This is a genomic window from Bacillus sp. 7884-1 (assembly GCF_002272245.1).
Lineage (GTDB): Bacteria > Bacillota > Bacilli > Bacillales > Cytobacillaceae > Neobacillus.
Window position 1 is genome coordinate 30,951 of the sequence record NZ_NPDD01000217.1, and the last position, 18,131, is coordinate 49,081.

18 protein-coding genes and 1 pseudogene are annotated in these 18,131 nt (G+C 36.0%); 3 read left to right on the forward strand and 16 right to left on the reverse strand.

The features are described from left to right. Nucleotides 1-56: 56 nt before the first annotated feature. Nucleotides 57-563 carry a CBO0543 family protein gene (locus tag CHI06_RS23665; protein ID WP_095251019.1) on the forward strand — a complete coding sequence of 169 codons (507 nt, stop codon included), beginning with the start codon at nt 57-59 and terminating at the stop codon, nt 561-563. 345 nt (nt 564-908) lie between these two features. On the opposite strand, the gene CHI06_RS23670 is transcribed toward CHI06_RS23665, so the two are convergent. Beyond that, nucleotides 909-992, reverse strand: coding sequence for a YjcZ family sporulation protein (locus CHI06_RS23670; RefSeq protein WP_095251020.1), 84 nt, complete (start codon nt 990-992; stop codon nt 909-911). A 1,805-nt stretch (nt 993-2,797) separates the two neighbouring features. Continuing rightward, complete coding sequence (locus tag CHI06_RS23675) at nt 2,798-3,748, reverse strand: helix-turn-helix domain-containing protein (RefSeq protein ID WP_095251021.1); 951 nt, start codon at nt 3,746-3,748, stop codon at nt 2,798-2,800. 414 nt (nt 3,749-4,162) lie between these two features. Between CHI06_RS23675 and CHI06_RS23680 the strand changes: the two genes are divergently transcribed. After that, the gene (locus tag CHI06_RS23680; RefSeq protein WP_257009432.1) at nt 4,163-4,723 is read left to right on the forward strand and encodes a site-specific integrase; all 561 of its coding nucleotides are present in this window, start codon (nt 4,163-4,165) and stop codon (nt 4,721-4,723) included. A 169-nt stretch (nt 4,724-4,892) separates the two neighbouring features. Here the strand turns inward: CHI06_RS23680 and CHI06_RS23685 are convergent, their stop codons facing one another. From CHI06_RS23685 to CHI06_RS23700, 4 genes and pseudogenes are all read right to left on the reverse strand, one after another. After that, complete coding sequence (locus CHI06_RS23685) at nt 4,893-6,398, reverse strand: phage NrS-1 polymerase family protein (protein WP_095251022.1); 1,506 nt, start codon at nt 6,396-6,398, stop codon at nt 4,893-4,895. Nucleotides 6,399-6,534: 136 nt separating this feature from the next. Beyond that, on the reverse strand, nt 6,535-6,966 hold the full coding sequence (locus tag CHI06_RS23690; protein ID WP_095251023.1) for a recombinase family protein: 432 nt from the start codon (nt 6,964-6,966) through the stop codon (nt 6,535-6,537). A 185-nt stretch (nt 6,967-7,151) separates the two neighbouring features. After that, nucleotides 7,152-8,030, reverse strand: a pseudogene (locus CHI06_RS23695) (phosphotransferase); the annotation flags it as partial. A 453-nt stretch (nt 8,031-8,483) separates the two neighbouring features. Continuing rightward, entirely contained in the window at nt 8,484-9,029 is a 546-nt protein-coding gene (locus CHI06_RS23700) for a hypothetical protein (RefSeq protein ID WP_095251025.1), read from the reverse strand. Between the two features lie 267 nt (nt 9,030-9,296). On the opposite strand from CHI06_RS23700, the gene CHI06_RS23705 reads away from it, so the two are divergent. Continuing rightward, a complete protein-coding gene (locus tag CHI06_RS23705; protein ID WP_095251026.1) occupies nt 9,297-10,010 on the forward strand; it encodes a hypothetical protein in 714 nt (237 codons plus the stop codon). A gap of 162 nt (nt 10,011-10,172) precedes the next feature. Here CHI06_RS23705 and CHI06_RS23710 read toward each other — a convergent pair whose 3' ends face one another. The 10 genes from CHI06_RS23710 to CHI06_RS23760 all read right to left on the reverse strand — a co-directional run bounded on the left by CHI06_RS23710 (nt 10,173) and on the right by CHI06_RS23760 (nt 18,068). Beyond that, entirely contained in the window at nt 10,173-10,946 is a 774-nt protein-coding gene (locus CHI06_RS23710; protein WP_095251027.1) for a zinc-ribbon domain-containing protein, read from the reverse strand. 737 nt (nt 10,947-11,683) lie between these two features. Continuing rightward, nucleotides 11,684-11,983: a hypothetical protein gene (locus tag CHI06_RS23720; RefSeq protein ID WP_095251028.1), complete on the reverse strand. Its 300-nt coding sequence runs from the start codon at nt 11,981-11,983 to the stop codon at nt 11,684-11,686. Between the two features lie 379 nt (nt 11,984-12,362). Continuing rightward, nucleotides 12,363-12,872 carry an AAA family ATPase gene (locus CHI06_RS23725; RefSeq protein ID WP_095251029.1) on the reverse strand — a complete coding sequence of 170 codons (510 nt, stop codon included), beginning with the start codon at nt 12,870-12,872 and terminating at the stop codon, nt 12,363-12,365. A 231-nt stretch (nt 12,873-13,103) separates the two neighbouring features. Next, complete coding sequence (locus CHI06_RS23730) at nt 13,104-14,120, reverse strand: DUF3231 family protein (protein WP_095251030.1); 1,017 nt, start codon at nt 14,118-14,120, stop codon at nt 13,104-13,106. A gap of 261 nt (nt 14,121-14,381) precedes the next feature. Continuing rightward, a complete protein-coding gene (locus tag CHI06_RS23735) occupies nt 14,382-14,972 on the reverse strand; it encodes a hypothetical protein (RefSeq protein ID WP_095251031.1) in 591 nt (196 codons plus the stop codon). 113 nt (nt 14,973-15,085) lie between these two features. After that, nucleotides 15,086-15,445, reverse strand: coding sequence for a hypothetical protein (locus CHI06_RS23740; RefSeq protein WP_179292760.1), 360 nt, complete (start codon nt 15,443-15,445; stop codon nt 15,086-15,088). Nucleotides 15,446-15,592: 147 nt separating this feature from the next. Next, a complete protein-coding gene (locus CHI06_RS23745) occupies nt 15,593-16,534 on the reverse strand; it encodes an SMI1/KNR4 family protein (RefSeq protein WP_095251032.1) in 942 nt (313 codons plus the stop codon). Between the two features lie 213 nt (nt 16,535-16,747). Further along, on the reverse strand, nt 16,748-17,224 hold the full coding sequence (locus tag CHI06_RS23750; RefSeq protein ID WP_218833117.1) for an AAA family ATPase: 477 nt from the start codon (nt 17,222-17,224) through the stop codon (nt 16,748-16,750). Between the two features lie 306 nt (nt 17,225-17,530). Further along, nucleotides 17,531-17,680 carry a hypothetical protein gene (locus CHI06_RS30015; RefSeq protein ID WP_095251033.1) on the reverse strand — a complete coding sequence of 50 codons (150 nt, stop codon included), beginning with the start codon at nt 17,678-17,680 and terminating at the stop codon, nt 17,531-17,533. Between the two features lie 166 nt (nt 17,681-17,846). Then, on the reverse strand, nt 17,847-18,068 hold the full coding sequence (locus CHI06_RS23760) for a hypothetical protein (RefSeq protein WP_095251034.1): 222 nt from the start codon (nt 18,066-18,068) through the stop codon (nt 17,847-17,849). Nucleotides 18,069-18,131 lie beyond the last annotated feature (63 nt).

The window sequence follows — 18,131 nt, forward strand, 5'->3', positions numbered from 1 at the left end:
TTCCTAAAATTGTGGGGAGAGTATAATAATACCAACAATACTATAGGATTGATAAGATGTATATTTTAATTAATGTTTTGTATGCGATAGCAAGTTTTATATGGGGGGATTGGAGGAATTGGCAAAGATATTATCCGACAATCCTCTTCTTTATCATTGGAGATTTTTTATACAACTTTCTTCTCTATAAACAATCAATGTGGTTATTTCACGATTTAATCTTACCAAACCATACAACGATTACAATTTTAGCTATGGTGGTTTCTTATTCTGCAACTGTATTTATTTACTTAGGCAGGTTTCCTGATGGATGGAAAAAACGTTCATTATGGTTTTTGTTATGGGTGGGAATATATTTAGGTGTAGAGTATCTTAATAGTAAATTCGGTTTTATTACATACCATAATGGGTGGAATATGTGGTGGTCTGTAATATTCACAGGGATTATTTTTTTTATATTGCCTATTCACCATAAAAGACCTCTGTTAGCTTGGCTAATATCAATAATAATTATTGTATCGTTGTTAAGTATCTTTGATGTGAAAATTAGTGAAATGAAGTAAATTGTATAATTTTTTTATCAAGAGATGAGTGGTGAAAATAGTTATAATATCTTGAGTTTCCACTAACGAAGTTGATGCCCATGGTTTATTATGAAAGCAAAGAATGTGAAATAGTGTACTTAAACTATAGGGTGCTTTAGTTGAAGAACAAGACTGTCAATAGACGGTCTTTTTTTATGCTATTAAGTGTTAAAGGGAGTGGGCGGAACGCCTCCCCCTTTTCTTCTATGGAATCGTTCCCATGGAAACACTGTTTAAATCATTTGCTTAAAAGAATCTGCGTCTTCTTTCGAAGTCAAAGCCAAAAGGGCAGATTAACTTAATCCGCCCTTTGTTCCGTACAATTTAGCAAAAAGAAGCCCCTACAATGATCAGTAGGATGAACAATACAACGATTAACACAAAGCTGCTGCCTCCATTGAAACCCATATTTTTTTCACCACCCTATGAAATATCCGAAGGAAAAAACTTATCACTATGTAAAATATTCTTTAAGACAAGAATGGACTAGACAATCTCCCTATTGTTAGGACAAAATTAACGTTTGCCTAAAATAAAAAAGCGTCTGCGATACATGCAAACGCCTCTTCGGAGGTAACATGGTGTCTGGTGGGTGGTCGGTGGTAATATACCTTATGACACTCAGAATAAAGGTGAATGGGACAAGTGCTGATTAAAAGTAAATTAAGCAGAGAAAAAAGCATCAGATAGGTTACATAGCCGAAATAGCAAAAGCGATTTAAGGGAGTAGGCGAATACAAACAACTTTACAAATTGTAGAAAAATTACTATAATTTACTATAGAACTTTGGTTCGAAAGGGTTTCGTTGATGTGGAAGAACCACTTGAATATTCTGACTGTGTCAGTTTCCCTGCAAGAAAGGGGCTTCAGTCAACTGAAAATCCTACCCTTTCTAAAGGGTGAAAACCTTGGAAATCTCTATAACTATAAAGATTTCAAGTGAGGGAATCCAACTCATTTCGAGTTTGGTGCAACTTGCGGCAGCGGTGCTTAGCCTTTAGGCTAGGCATTTTTGCTTTTTCAGACGAAGGGGGTGGGCGAACGCCTACTCTCTTTTTTATTCTCGGCATATCCTTGCACATATCAGATCGAATATAAACGGCAGCAGGCGAACATGGCTGAAAAAAATGTCGGGGTTAAATCCTATTAAAAATCCACCACAACCAGAAAAAAGTTCTATTTCCTCTAGTTTATCGTCGTGGTCGTGTAACAGTTGATACCTTCCGCACTAGAAGGCATTAAAGGTAACTAAATGTTTACGAAATACAACAGCATAGCCTATAATGGGATTAAATTAGTTACCTTTTTGGGTAACTAAAACGGGAAGATAACCATAAAAAAAGACCAGGAATGTTGGCAGACATCCTGATCTAACACAAACTTCATGATGTTGTTTTGGGGTTTTCTTACCTTGTTTTTGGAAATACTCTTTATAAGCGATTTGTGGAAGAACTACCTGGTTGGCAGACTGGGTGGTTCTTCTTTTTTTGGCGATACTAAGCCAACTATGACAATTCCAATCTTAAAATTTGAATCCGACGTTAAAAATCCAGAGAAATCTTGAAGCAAGCTGTACAGATCGGCAATTAAACTTAATAAACTTAAAATTTCTATGTTCCCCACCTCCATTCCCCAAGGCAGAGATAAACCACCAAAAACGTGTTGTGCTGTCATTTATTTTATAGGCTATCATCAGTTTAATAAGGACGATTGAATTTGTCTATAGAGATAAAATGCGGTAAAAATGGGGTGCTACCAGGTTTAGGCCGCTTCTACGTTTTCTTCACGCCTCCTTGCTATCACCTGAAAATTTATTTTTTTGTTTTTGTACTTCGGAAGAGGATTCTTCTTATAAAATCACCCCAACAGAAAATAACCAATGAATAAAGTAACGATTATCACCTCCCTCTTAATAATAGGCGCAACTTTACCATTTCGCGCACTCGTTAGTAGGTATAACCCGATTTTGCTCAAGGTAGGGATAAACTACTAAATTATAGCAACCTAAGGTGTTTGGAGAAAAAGAAAACACTAAAATGTTTTCGACACTTACTTTTCCTCCTACTATGATTGTCGCATGGCTTTTCCATTTCGGACATTTCCGTTAATGATTTATTTATTCAAAAGCAATTTCATGTATATGAACGGGTATGACAATACCCGGATTTTCTAAAAAACAGAAAAAAGGGTTATTTTTGCCCTCGTTTGGATGTTATGCTTCTTCATCGGGTTCCTCATCAGCCTCTTCATCCAATTCCTCGTCAGCCTCTTTAATTTCGGGGTCTTCTTCTTGAACCGGGAGGATTTCATCTTTGTCTCCATAAATAAGCTTTGGTCGATCTTCTAATTTCCAAGGTTCAATTTCGGCTAATTCCCTTATTAAATCCAAAATTTCTTTTATTGCTGTTTTACTCTTACCTCCAATAGCCGGAAATGAAGGTAAAGCTAGTCCGACCACATTAGAGTCATGAAAGCGAAACGGACTATTAAATATAGCTGGTTCTTCTATATCTAACTGACTTACGCAAAGATGATCTGACTTTCTCAGAGCGTATAAATGGCCAATCAATACACCGTTATTTCGTTTTGTGATAATCAGAAGGTATTGTTGACTTCGATCCCGATTGACTGGCTTTCCTTTTTGCTTCTCCCATTGAAATAAATGATGAACTTTAACGATTTCTCCGTAAACAGCCCGAAGTTCTTTTATTTTCATTAACAGATCATCAAGCGACTCCTGATTATCACTGGCACGCTTTTTTGATGCTGAATGTCTGACGATGGTGTCACTGAAAGGCAGCAGATAGGTGGTATATGATTTTTTTCCCTGCGATGCCCTGTAGATTAAATTTTTATCGACTAACGTTTTTATCCAGTTATCGATAGTTCGTGTCTGTGCGCCATTGAAAAACTCAGCTATTCTTGGAATGCTATGCCAACTATCACCGGTTTCATTGGCTGCATGAAAACAAAAATATAGGTATAGCTTTAAGGCGCCATCTCCCAACTCTTTTAAATATTTATCTTTAAAAGCGTTATCCAAGCGCATGAAACCCGACTTCGCTGTTTGATTAAGGTCACGCCAACTCTTGTAATAGTGTTTTAGTGCTTCATCAGTATCGGATACTGGCACAACCAATCTGAATCTATTTGTGGAAACCATGATAATAAGCATCTCCTTTCGGGTATTAGGTAAATTTAATTTACCACGAGAGTCATTGCAGTATCAAACGCGCAGGGGAGCACAGGTTTATCTAATCATACGCATTGACATTCGTGTATATACTGCGTCAACTTTCGTACAAACTATACGAATACTATACGATTAACAAAACTTATAAACGTAGACGATGAATACGAAAAATAACAGCGAATTATTTTGCGTGGTGATGCAATTTTAAAAAATTTTTTAAAAAGTTTCGGTTAAATTCCCAGTGTAAGAAAATAGCCAAAATCATACACTCATTTTCTTTTATTTATTGCATTTCTTCTTATTTGGGCGCATAATGAAAATAACATAAAAAAATCGTACACTCATTTCATTGGTTTCACTGAAAGGAAAGGAAGTGGGGCGAAAATGGCGACTGAAAAAGAGGTTTATGATGTCCAGCCGTTAAGAAGCAAAGAGAAGATCGAGGACATGAAGTGGAGTTTGAAACAATGGTGCGGTCAACGAGATTACATACTTTTCCTTATCGGAATCAACACGGGCCTGCGCATTAGCGACTTGGTTAAACTCAAGACCAAAGATATAAAACGAAAAAAGAGTATTACCGTCCGTGAAGGTAAAACCAAAAAGCCCAGGACCTTAAACCTTACCAACATCTACGAGGAAATCCAGGCTTACATCGCTGAAATTGATTCAGAATGGCTTTTTCCAAGTCGGCAGGGTGGAAGCCACATCACAACAACTCAGGCTTACAGACAGCTTGTAAAAGCCGGAAAAATGGTGGAAATCGAGGAAGGCATCGGAACCCATACCATGCGAAAAACGTTTGGCTATTGGTTCTATAAGCAAACGAAGGATATTGCCAAGCTGCAAACCATCTTGAACCATTCTAAGCCGGAGATCACGCTACGCTATATCGGTATCACCCAAGAGGAGATCGAGGACAGTTTGAATGACTTTGTACTATGAGAACATCTAGAAAATGTGCATACTGCACCTAACATGGACACGATTAGGGAAGTCATTAAGGCATTATAGAAAATTGACCCCAACATAAATTCAAGTGACTTTTTTGACATGTAAAAAAGTCCAGGATATAAATACCTGGGCTTTACCTATTGCAATAAAAGAAAAAAAATCAATACCGGTCCCCGCCAAATAAATAACCAGAAAAAAGCCAACCTTCATATGTATCCTTATACCACATGGCAGAATCTTCTTTTTCTACCTTCATTTCCTCAAATTCACTAATGAAATACCAATTATTTCCATCCCCTCTAATGTATTTAATTCCTTCAAATAAATCGTTTAATTCTTTTACTACATCATTTAATAAATAAGAACTCATTTCTTTCTGGGAGGAGGCTGATATCTGTAAAAGCTGCTGCTTTACCTCTTGGGATTCCTGTAATAATTCTATCAATTTACGGTTATGTTGTTCTAGGTGTTCATCAATATAAGTCTTTAGTTGTTCAGACCACTGCACAACTTTACTATTTAGGTATTCCTGCCGTTTCAGACTATTCAGCAATTCGCGATTAACTTCTTCTTGCGTTCTGATATGTTTAAGTAAAACTTCCATTATCATCTCTTCATTGGAGCGCAATAAATCACGCTGTAAGTCAAGCTGTTTTTCCTCTGTTTCTGCTGGAACTCCTACTGTTCCTTCTTCGAACTCACCTTCACCGAACCAGTCTACATCAAGCTTTTTATCGTTCGGCATTGGCGTAACATTTTTATCCAATTTATAACCTTCTCTATTTTGCGAGTTAATGGCTTTTGCTATCGTCATACCGCCATAGGTTGTATCCCCCCGCCGTTCGTGCCATTTTTGACGATAAAGGCCGGATTGCTGGAATAATGTATCCACAGTGGAGTAATCCCCGTTGGCGTAGAACGCTAAATACCAACATAACGCTAGATCTGCTTCTGAAGGACTCGTATACATGCTTGTATCGCCGTTCCATAGTGCCCGTATTTTTTGGCCATTGCGTGCATTGAACATTTTTTCTTTGATTGTTTTTAAGTCTGGTATAGTCATAGAGGTTGGAGTAGGTTTCGTGTACGATTCTTTGTTGTGTTTCTCTTTGAAATACGTTTTATATAATCCATTAATTAAAGGCTGAGCCTCTATGATAGGTACAGAAAAATAGGCATGACCGGTTATAGTTACCCACCCGCTGTCGCCGAATATTTCTAGCTTCTCGCCTGCTGCTGTATAGCCATTCTTCCCCATTCCTGCGGGTTTTTTACCTTTTAGCCATATATGATAACCTTTGCCACTTGGGCTAACTTCTGTGTATCCACAGGGTATTAGGTCCTGTAATTCATCTGATATGTTGGCGGCGCTGACGTCGTTATCCAGGTCAATACAAATAAAATCCGTTCCTTTTAATGCAAACCCCACACCCGTAAATTTTCCCGTTTGAAATGCATTTTCTACTTCTTCAAAGCTATATAGATGTTCTGGATCATTCCAACCAAATCCTTTTCCATCGATTGTTACAGGAAATTTTCTAAGTTCTTCTGGCTTGTCCCTATTTGGCACAGCTTTCCATAATAGCCAATGCGGGCATCGCTTCAATTCCTCAGGCATTTCTTGAAAATTGGGTACTGGAATTTGATCTCCTTTTTTTAGCACCATACTACTGCCCCCTGTCTTTCCATTCATTCCAGAATACTTTTGGCCGAAAACTAACTTACATGTATTCAAATGCTTATTTTAGTTAAAACCCAATAATGTTGCAATGGAATAAATCACATCACTTATCCTCCTCTAGTTAATTGTTTGTAATTTCGAGCATCGCCACAAGCGCTTTTTGCTTGGCAATTTCCTTCCCCCCTTTTGTCTGTTCAAAAATCAAATCCCTTTCAAATTCAGCGAATGCAGAAAAGATATGAAATATTAATCGTCCCGGAGGCGTATCTTCAATAACACCCATGTTCATAGAGTGTACCCTTACACCATTTTCAGAGAGCTTTTTTACCGTTGAAATGACGTCAATTCTAGAACTAACGAATCGGTCAAGTAAAGTGACGGTAAATGTGTCTCCTTGCTTACATGTTTTCAACAGTTTTAAAATTCCTGACGTTCGGCTGGTTCCAGTAAACTTTTCTGAAAAGACAATATCGTAGCCTACATTTTCTAATTGATTAATTTGCGATTGTAATTCCTGTCCCAGGGAACTAACACGAGCGTTTACATAATACATTTTTTCACCTTATTAATGAACATAAGTTATGACACCCGTAAATACCTTTTTGATTTATTGCCGTTTTTTTTGGTATCAATACTTTTAAGTTATGACACTTATTACATAACAAAAGACCGTCTATTGACAGTCCTTTGTTATACTAAAGCACCCGTTAGTTGAAGAAGAATATCTATCTTTACCTTTTAATTAAAGACTTTTAGAATTTCCGACCGAAACTTCTCAGTTCTTGTACAGGCATCAAGGCTCAACTTTAGAAGTTCGAGTGTTACTTCTTCTGATTTTACAAGACCTTCAAAACGTAAGTCCTTAATCCACTCCCAGATATCTTCAAGTTTTCTCTTTAAGAAATAAAATTCAAAGGCATCAAAATCAGGAGTCTCATACTTCATAAATTTCATGTATTCATTTAAGAATTGTTCGGCATATGGCTCTGTTATGATTAGGATTAGGTCTTGTTCTTGTGGAGCAAGTTTTACACATTCCCAATCAATAAGCATAAGGTTTTGCCCCTGCATAAGATTCCAATTATGAGCATCGGCGTGGGACAAAACAAACTGGTGAGATTTGCTTTTCAAAGTATTTGATAAATACCTCATCCTCTTAATCTTTTCTAATAAAGTGCCAGTATAAGGCATTACAATGTCTAAAATGATATCGTCTGTATTAGCCAAATCGTTATGAATAAAAGAAGATAGGTATTCGCAGAAATCAATATCAAAACTTTCCTTTACTTGTTGCTTTTTTAATTCATTAGGGATATTTGAAGTGTTTTTATGAAGTATTCCCAGAATCTTAGCCAGTTCTTTTACCTGATTTGGACTTAGCTGCTTCTTACCAATTGTAGTTCCTTCTAAATGCTCTGAAAGCAAATACACGTACTGTTCGTCTTCACATTTATTACTTTGTGACCTCGTAAAGATTGGATTGACGAGATTGTTTTGTAAATCAGTATGGTTATGCAACCATTTTACTAAAGGGGTATATCTGTCGATTGCAATGATCCACGGAGAGCTGGAAGGCTTTTTTTTGTTGTACACTTTTAAAAAATACTTTACCCTTTTATCTTCTACGAAAAAAGGCTAAAGCCGACCATCCACCTGGACGCTGTTCTATTGAAGTCGCTTCAATTCCATAGTTATGTTTTAAAATAGCAGAAATACGATTATTTATCTCCATTAGATCTCCATTCCTTTATTAAATTTTTTTATCATCAGGATGATATTCTCTTAATTTATGTATTATCCTTTCTTCAACTCCCTCAGTTTGATAAGTATATCTCTCGAATGCTAACCTGCCAAATAGTTCAAAAGAAAAGGCACACTCCTTCTTGAAGTAATCTGCTTCGTTAGTTCAATAAGAAAAAGCTGCCTCAATGACAGCCGTGATCTTTCACTCATGCACCCGTTAACTTAATAAAATTTAACCATCAGTATGTTCCTCTATTACAAATTATGTTACAAGTAAATTGAAACGTCACCTTACCAAACTACATTTTTACTGATCATGTAACTTGGTTATTTAATAATTTTCCAATCAAATGATGTTGCAAACTCCTCGACTTCTGGAGTTATTTTTTCGACCTTTGAAGCTGCTAAAACAACGTTTGTCATTGGCTCACTATTATTAGGAACAAAATTTGTAATGTCAACGGTATATTGTAGGACTCTTTTGTCTCCAACCATTACTCCGACGGTCAAAGTATTCGCTCCTTCGATGTCTTCTTGTTGAACAAAATCATAGGTTTGGTTGAGAACGTGTTGTGAAGCAAGACCTTCTTTTAGTTCATTACTCATAAACACCGTGACGGTAATATGTTTAGTAATGTCACGAGCGTCCGTGACTTCAACCTTTTTTGCATATTGGAAAACCGATATGTCAATTGACGGTTCTTCTTCTTTAACTTCTTCCGTTGCTTCTTTTGCTTCTTCCTTCTCTAGTTTTTCTTCTTGTTGTTCCTTAGTTGCTTCAACCTTTTTTTCTTTCACTGGTTCTTCCGTTTCGTTTTTGTTACAACCAGCCAGTAGACCGACGATTAATAATAGACTAAGAAACACTCTCATCTAAAATACCTCCTATTTTGTTGTATGAGGAGGATTTTACTGTAATCTACAATCTTTTTAAATTCCGTAGTTTCCATTGGGATTCTCCTCTTTGTTCTTAAGATAATTATTCTATGCTAAACTCGTCTATTCCTTCTTCAACAAACCTGCCCTTCAGTAGAATAAGTTCTACAAAAAGAGCTTAATCCTTCTTAGATCAACAATATACGTAGTTTTATCTCTAGTGATATTAGGATATAATCAAACCAAAAACTGGAGGAAAATGTAGTGAACCAATTAGGACCAGTACCAGCCCTTAAAGAAATTAAAATGTATTGTAGTAATGGAAAAAGTTTTCCTTTCCTCGGTGGGTTGGCAACCCTTAGAAGGAGAGCAAAATATCATCATTTCCGACTTTCCCAATGTATTAATGATCCTATTTTTGAAGAAGTAGGTCGACAATGGATAACAGGAGGTGTCGTTGACCCCTTAGAATTTTTAGAACGTTCAGATCAATTAGTAGATATTATTGATCCCGAGTTGGCTGCCATGATGCAGGCTCTAAGATCCCAGTTTGATATATTCGCTCAAATAATTAATACTGAAATTTTAGACTCTAAAATTGATTTCCATAAAAATTCTTTTAAGGATATAACAATGCATTTAGAGAAATACCCAACCCTCAAAAAGACGATTAACTCAATAAAAGGGAATCAAAATTTTGTGTACTTAGATGACTTTGTTAATACAAATAAGCATATCCTAGTTCCCAGAATAAGTTGGAGTTCTTCAGGGAAAGAGCTTCGATTAATGGATGGAACTTCAATTAATGAATTTGAAAGAAAAAAAGATAAAACTGTGTCTTCAAAAAAAATTATTTGGGTATCAGAAAAACTCAAACCTTGGGTAGATGAATGTATGAAGTCTTTAACGGTATCCCTTAAAGAAAGTCAAATACAAAAACTAAACACATTTGGGGAAGAATGGCAATATTTCGATTAACCCTGTATTTGTAGGGTCATTTTGATTTTAGAATCCCGTTAGTACGTAAAGAAGCCGCTGACTTGCAGCTTCCGATCTTCAACTTAAGCACCTGTTAGCTTAAGTACAATTTTTCACAACCTTGCTTTCTTTGATAAAAACTGCTATCCATATTCCACTCTTTTAATAAATGCGGGTGTTTTGTAACAAACTTTTTGCTCCTAATTTCCTGTTTTTTAAACAGATAGAACAATTCGTTGCGTTTTTTTCTCTTGTCCGATTGTAAACAATGGCTTTAAATTCATGCCCTTCTTTACATTTCCACCAAACCTCTTGTGCTGATTTGGTCGTCACTTCCCAAGGGTTAAGAATTCCATTCTTCTCATAATCCCATTCTTCGACTAAGTGTGGATGGGTAAAAGCAATACTTCTACATTTCGGACAGGTGGAAGGATTTTTATTGCTTCTTGTCCGATTATAAATATGGGCTTCCCAATCGTGACCGTTCGGACATTTCCACCATATTTTTTCATGAGAACCAAAGGAATATTGTTCGGGTAATTTGCCAATATTCTTTTTGTAGTTCCATTCATTTGCTAAGTCGGGGTGTGTATGAACAAGTGTATTCTCCCCCAAATCTCTATAACAATCGGGGCATCCAGAGGGATTGATAGACTTTGTTCTATTAGATACAACTGCTTCCCATTCATGTCCTTTCTTACATCGCCACCAAACCGATTGCTTTGCTCCCCTTGGTACTTTAAAAGGAGAAAGACCGTGATTTTTTTCATAATTCCATTCTTTCATCAATTCGGGATGGCATATAGCTAAACTATTTTCCCAAGTTGTGGTTGAGATCTGACCGTAAATTGCCGTTCTTTCTGAATAAGAATCAATAATTAGAATTGATTGCGGAAAATCGTTATTTAAGTAACGCCCCGTTAGTTGAAATTGCATAATTTAACTAATTTTTCTACGATTCAAATGTTGTCCTATCGAGAAAAACACCATTCTCTCTAATAAAGCATATGGATAACCTTTGTGCAGCTCTGTCAAAGTAGAATTTTGTTGAGTTATTACAATCAGTGACAGGTCCTATTTCAGTAAATTTCCTTCTTATTTGTTCTAGTTCTATTTTTTCCATTGAATTCTCGTTAGGCCCAAATCTGTAGACTACTTTTTCTTCATCTTAAAACTCCTTTAGTAACAAAACAAACACAGCCATTTGGAAAGAGAGTGTGCCTAACAATTGAGCCTATTTAAAAATGACTTTGTTTAAGAATGCTGTTGAATTGATATAGTTATTAAAAAGTTCTTTCACAGTTATGAATAAATGGTGAATTAACTAAACCTACATGGGTTTCTACATATATTCTACATAACCTTAGATTACTATTAAAATATAATTTATAGGAGGTGTTATAATGATAGGTCAAGTTTTAGCTCAATGTATTACAATGTGTGATATGCGAGGACAAGAATTAGCAAATTGTATTTTAATGATGTTAGGTATAAACTAAATTTCTTTAAATTTTTATCCATAAAGACTTGTGGTGACACTTATCACGAGTCTTTTAATAATGTTTCGACTAAGTGTTTCGTTAGCTTAATAATAAAAGGCTGCCATTTTTGTAGCTGTTGAATATAGGTTATTGCTGTAAAGCCCCCGTTAGCTTTATAACCTCTTTATTTTATTAAGTATTCTCAAAAGTTCTATATGGTCTATGTGATGGCAATGAAGTCAAATATTGCACTAAATCATCATACTCTTCTACTGTAATTTCAAACGGTTCCCATTCACCCGCACAAGGAAATGCACCTGCTAAAAATATTCCGTTAAGAGTCTTAAGAGAAGGTATAACTTTGTCATAATTGGACCATAACAGCATTCCTGTATCAATTATCAAATCAGCAATGGTCCCTTTTTTACCATATACTAATTTGCCTTTTGAACCATAGGCTTCTGAAGATAAGTCATATTTAATAATCCTCATTTTTTACACACTCATCCTTTTCCATCTTTAAGTATATAGTATTCGGACCCTGGTTTATCAATTCCTGCCAACGCATTCTCTTTTAGTCTTATTAAACTAACCTGCCCGTTAGTTCAACAAGAAAGAGCTGCCATTATGACAGCCCTGATCTTGTTTAACTAAAGCACCCTTTAGTTGAAGAACGGTTTTTCTTTTTTTTGATTTTTGGTATCTTGATAGGCATAAATTTCTCCCCAAATCAGATACCCTACCCCTAAAATCAGTGCCAATATACTAAAAATATCTAGTGTATTTCCTACGTAATTTAACATCGTCTGAAATAAAATTCGTATCCAGGTGGACCGGTGTATCGGGCTGTCGCAACCGTAAGTTTACTGCGTTAGTGTTTATTTTCTTCGCTTTGACGGATGATCTCGTCAACGACGTGATCGATCGGTGCGGTGGCGTCGATTATAATCCCGTTTTTGGGAACGCCTTCTTTCGTTTGATGCAAGCGCGAACAGATTTCCCGTTCCTCTGGTCTGCCACCCCAGTCAGTTGGGTCCAGTGCCACTCGCTCATCAATCCGCCGGAGACAGGTTTCCAGGTCGACCTCAAGGACAAACACGCCGTCGAAGAGATCGATGAATTTGGGGAAATTCCGCGAACCACCGCAGAAAAATGTTACCGCCTCATCCTGATTGGCGACCAAAGATTTTACTTTATCTACATGCCAAATGTGTTGTTCGGGTTTAAAGCCATCCGTCGAGGCACCAGTTTCCGGATCGCCTTGATAAGCCAATTCACGGTCACCATGAATGGCATGGTAGCCGCGCCGCTGTAATTCGTTGCAGACCGTAGTTTTGCCGGCGCCGGAAACACCTCCAATCAGATAATTCCTAATGCCCATGATTAGACCCTCCATTCAACTAAATAAGCGCACTATATTAGATATGTCTATCTGTCGCTAAACTGAACCGTTACTTCAATAAAGTTCAACAAAAAGAAGCGTTAATCCTTCTTTGATCAACGCACCCTTTAGTTTAAGTGCAACTCTTCACAATATATCAAACATAATTCATAATGATATTAAAAAAAGTCCTTGCTGTTAAATGTGAAGGACTTTAAACGTTATTTACAATTAATTCTTTTTTCTTATTAATTCATCTCTATCGGATGCCATTGGAGGCTGTTCCAACCATCCATTTTTAATCATGATATTGGCTCCATCTTCAGAATACATCTGAACTTCCATGGATAGCCTGTTATACATTGCACTAAGATCTCCTCTAGGACTTTGACTAACAGCTGTACCATAATAACCAACGCTCAAAGAAATCAAACCACTTGTGAAGAACATCATCAGTTTATCAGAAAAAGTATGGGATGTACTATTTGATATTTCTGAATCCCAACCCATAGGTGCTGGAAGTTTACTTTCCTCTAGCTTCCCTCTAAATAATCTAATATGTTTATTCCCAACTTCTAAACCCTTTAAAAAGAATTGTTTTACATCCTTATCCTTTGCAACCTGACTGAAGCCAGTAAGTGTAGCTACTCCCAAGGCATTTCTTTGTAGATTCGCAAATAAATTATCGACTTCAGCAGCAACTAATGGTCTTTTTTCTCCGAACACATCTAACATAAACCATTGCTTTTTTACAAATTCAACCTCCTCTAAATTAGGCAGGCTAGGAGACCTGATAAACAATCCTTTAGACAATAATAATTCAGTTGACTTATCATATAATTGCATTGTTTCTGTAAGACATTCCATGTAATAGGATTTAATATCACTTCTTACAGATGTTCCAACACTACCAGCATAAGTTGTAAGCCCAACCTTGGACATTTGGTTTATAAAATTTAGTACAAAACCGTCGGAATAAAGTCTAGGAGCAGTTAAATCAACATCCTCTTCAATACTAAAACCATATGGAACTACATTTTTTTCCTCTGTAAGTATTGCAGTAATCTTTTGAATATGTGACTTTGATAATTCTAAAGCAAATTCAATTATAGGCTTTATTTCAACATCCTCAGCTTTTTCTAGAAAATATGTAAGAACACATAGGCTTGAGCTATCATTTAAGTATTGAAGCCAAAGTTGACCAATCTCACCCGCTGTTAGCCTAATCTGTTTTTCTTTTTCATCCATAAGTAACCCTCCAAAAAAGTTATACTAAAAAATACTTTCCCCAGAAATTACATATAGTATGTGATAGTTACCTTAATACCCTACCTTGCAAAATATGAGCCAGCAATCGCTAAAGTGCATACTACTTCTTATAGTGTTCTTTCTTCAACTAACCTGCTCCGTTAGTGCAACAAGAAAAAAGACCGCCGTAGCGATCACATCATCCTGAACAAAAGCTACCCGTTAGCTGAATAAGATTTTATTTTATTAATAAATCTCTGTTCATTGAGTTTTGTTTCTCCATAGGGGATTATCCATCACTACGAATGAGTTAAATAATGAATCAAATTTGTCACCTTCGAGAGAGAAAATAGAAATATGAGGTTCTGAAACCATCGACTCAAACAAAGTTTCCACTGGGTTTGAAATTGAGTATATGGATAGTTCAGAAATAATTTTACCCTTAAAAGTCTCCATTTCAGGGAAGTCCTCTAATGTCTCATCTTTTAACAATGGAAGAGCTTTTTTCATTTCAGATACTTGTCCATTTCCAGAGAACTTCAACAAATCTATCCAATAAGGACAAGTGACCATTACAGAGATAAACTCTTCCAAATTCTTTCCAACCTTTCCTGCTTGACCCTCAGAACTAATATAAATAACTGGTAAATTTTCAGGTTCTCCCTTTCCAATTAAAGCAAAAAATCCTCCAGATGCATCTTGGGCGATAATTGTTGCTTTATCATCAACTGTAAAAAAATAATCTTTTGTATTTGAATTAGCTTCTATTACTTCAAAATCAAAGTATTCCGAAAGAATATCGAGAAGTTCAGCATTTGCAACGATTTTTTTATATAAGTTTTGGGTTTCCAAAATATAAACCTCCTATGTTTTATCAATTGGACTTCTTAAAGTAAACTGCTCCGTTAGCACAATAACCACCATTACAGCATTATTAGTTGACTCTTCTTTTATTAGAAAAAATCTCAATCGTCCTTTTTGTTTTTATCAGGTGGTTTTATAAACACATTCTCTTCAGGTTCATATCCTTCTGGTTCCCAGTAGTGTTCCTCATAATTTTCTTGTTCAAATAAGTTACGTAAAAAGAATATTGCTTCTTCCCAAGTCGTAAAAACCCGAAAAGAATAAGGTGGTTGACCTACATCATTCCAAACTGCCCAACTCTTATTGGGTAACTCTGTTGCGTTCCATTGGGCATCTTCAGGAATACGGAAAATAAAAAAAGTGTTATCATAAGCTGCCTTCCAGTCTTGGAAGCCCATTTCCGAAGCAAATTCATCATATTTTTTAAAGATTAATCCCCTAAAGAACTTTTTAATATTCATCTTTGAACACCTCTTATCCTTGTTTAATTAATCTGCTTCGTTAGTGCAACAAGAAAAAAGACCGCCGTAGCGATCACATCATCCTGAACAAAAGCACCCAATAGTTCAATAAGCACAAGTGTATTTCACTACCCGTTGTGGATAGCATTATTCTTCATCTCCAAAGTTAATCATCACTCCAATAACCTCTTTTGAAATGTTATATTTTACTTTCACTTCGTATATTCCATCACCATAACCAGACATTGAAACTGCACCACCTGGAACAACTCCCCCTTGTGCATCTGAAGCAACCATGTCACAACATGCAACATAATATTTTAATCCAACTTCATCAATCTCTATGTCATAAACATTTTTCACTTCATATTGGATGGCTTCATCTCTACCGAATACTGCAAGATCAAAGATTCCAGCTTGTGCAGAGTCAACGGCAATCGGTTTATCGCAATCATGCCATTTTCCACTTGGTTTCTTTTCTCCATAAAATACAAGTAAACTTTCAACCACTTCTTCATCAGTGTAAGTGATGGATGCCGTCCAATTTCCGTTTTTTACATTTGAAAGTATAATTTGCAGGTCTTCTTCTTCATCCACCTGATAACATGGATCAGTAATGATTACCTTTCCACTTTCTACTGTAAAAGTACCAACTGTTTTGGGCTTATTAGTATTCACTTTCGGCACATACCAATCAATAAATTGGCTTAATGTTGATGCTTTACAATCGCTTATCCCAGTTTTTTCATTCCAAAGAAAGATTAGTTCCTGCATAAATTTTTTTCTAATGCGATAGCAAAGTTTATCACCATTAAATTTTTCACCAATAAAGATCATATCACTCGGTACATTTTTCGGTCTGTTCTCTCGATTTTGTTTTACAATATCAATTGTTAATCCAGATTGTTCATTAATTTGAATAGGGAACAAAGCCCAATCACCAAATTTTGCTCCATTCGTTTCTAAAAAGAGTTCCTTGTATTCATCTGGGAATATTGCACCAAGTGCTTTTTCTGTTTTTTTCAATGCAAGTAACGACACTCCAGCCACTTTGGAACTTGGGTTAATCATGTTTATTACTTTCTTCATCTTTTCCTCCATGATACTTTCGGATATTATGACATCCAAAATTGTAAAACAACTATCAGTGTTTTCGAGATTTATTATAAAAAACCCTTTATTTATTCACTAAAATAATGTCATTTCTTATTCAACTATCCTGCTCCGTTAGTGGAACAAGAACAAGGAGCTGCCGCCACAACTGCTTGTTTCGCTCAAGCACCCGTTAGTTCAAGTATTGTATTACTCAAGCTCCTCTGGTGAAGGTCGCTCGAAGATTTGTATCCACTCTTTAAGTTTAGCTTCGGGAATAACAAAAGTCGCTTCTGGTTTCTGAGCATTTCTAGTCCTTAAACGTTCAAATAGCTCCTCTTCTGATATATCATTAAAATGGATTTTAAAGTCAGCTCCTAGTTCCTTGGCACGAGAACGAAACTCATCCCGTTCACTTCTACTCCAGAATCCAAAATCTAGAATAACATCAACACCAAGAACTATAATTCTAGCTGCAACATCCCACATCAGAGATTCCACTGCTTCATGTCTAGCATTGTGTATTGCTTCGTCCGATTCCGTCATGTTATACCCGAAATCATGACCAAATCGCGTATGCCATTCATCGGGAGTAAGTCGAAGTGCGGAATATTTTTTTTCAAGTTTGCGAGCAAGGGTAGTCTTACCACTACAGGGGAGACCAACCATTAAATGGAGGATTGCCATGTAATACCATCTCCTTTTCTATAATAATAAATATGCAATATTCTTGAATTAACCTGCCCCGTTAGTGGAACAAGAAAAGGGATTGTTGCAGCAGTTCACATCTTTAACTCTAGCACCCGTTACTTTAATAAGCATTAGTTATTTCTTTTTCTTTTCAAAAAAGGATTGGAAACCATACAAAAGAAATGCTTTGTAAAAGAAGAATAAGAAAAATTGGGAATAATAAACTCTATCATCAATTGAAAAAAAGAACTTCGAATAAGAAAAACATAGGGAGATTTTAGTCTTCCTATGTTTTCATTCATATTATTTATCTGTTTGTTTTTGCTTCTTTTTCAAATACTCCGCACGCATTTTTTCAAGTTGCTGCTTTTTATCAAATTTGGCAGGCGTCTGTTTTTCATGAAACTTTGTCACAGCTACCTGACCTTTGTAATCCAATTGATATTTTCCCACTTTGTTCACCTACTTTTCTTGTCTTTAAAGAGAATCTATTCAACAAAACATATTTAAGTTCGCATTATCACCCCTTTCATCTATTAACTTAAACAAAAGGGGACATTTTCTTGCACATTAAGAAGCACCCTAACTAGGTGCTTCTTAACCTGCATACAATAACTTATTATTTTAAATAATAGTGAATTCCATTTCTTTCAATGTGCTTTGTTCCTTCAAAAACGAAAGAATCTCTGCCGTTGCTTGATTCCCAATCTACCTGAAAAGCTAATGGCTCTCCAATACCATTAATTTGATTAATGATATAATAAATCTGTTCTCCATTTGGACCCACTGTTTGTCCGGGATTTTGTCCTTGCATTCTTCTGTCAAAATAAACATTTTGCATAAGAGTGTTCCTCTCCTTTAATTTCACTTTTCTATACGTTTTCCATCCAATTATGTTTCATAA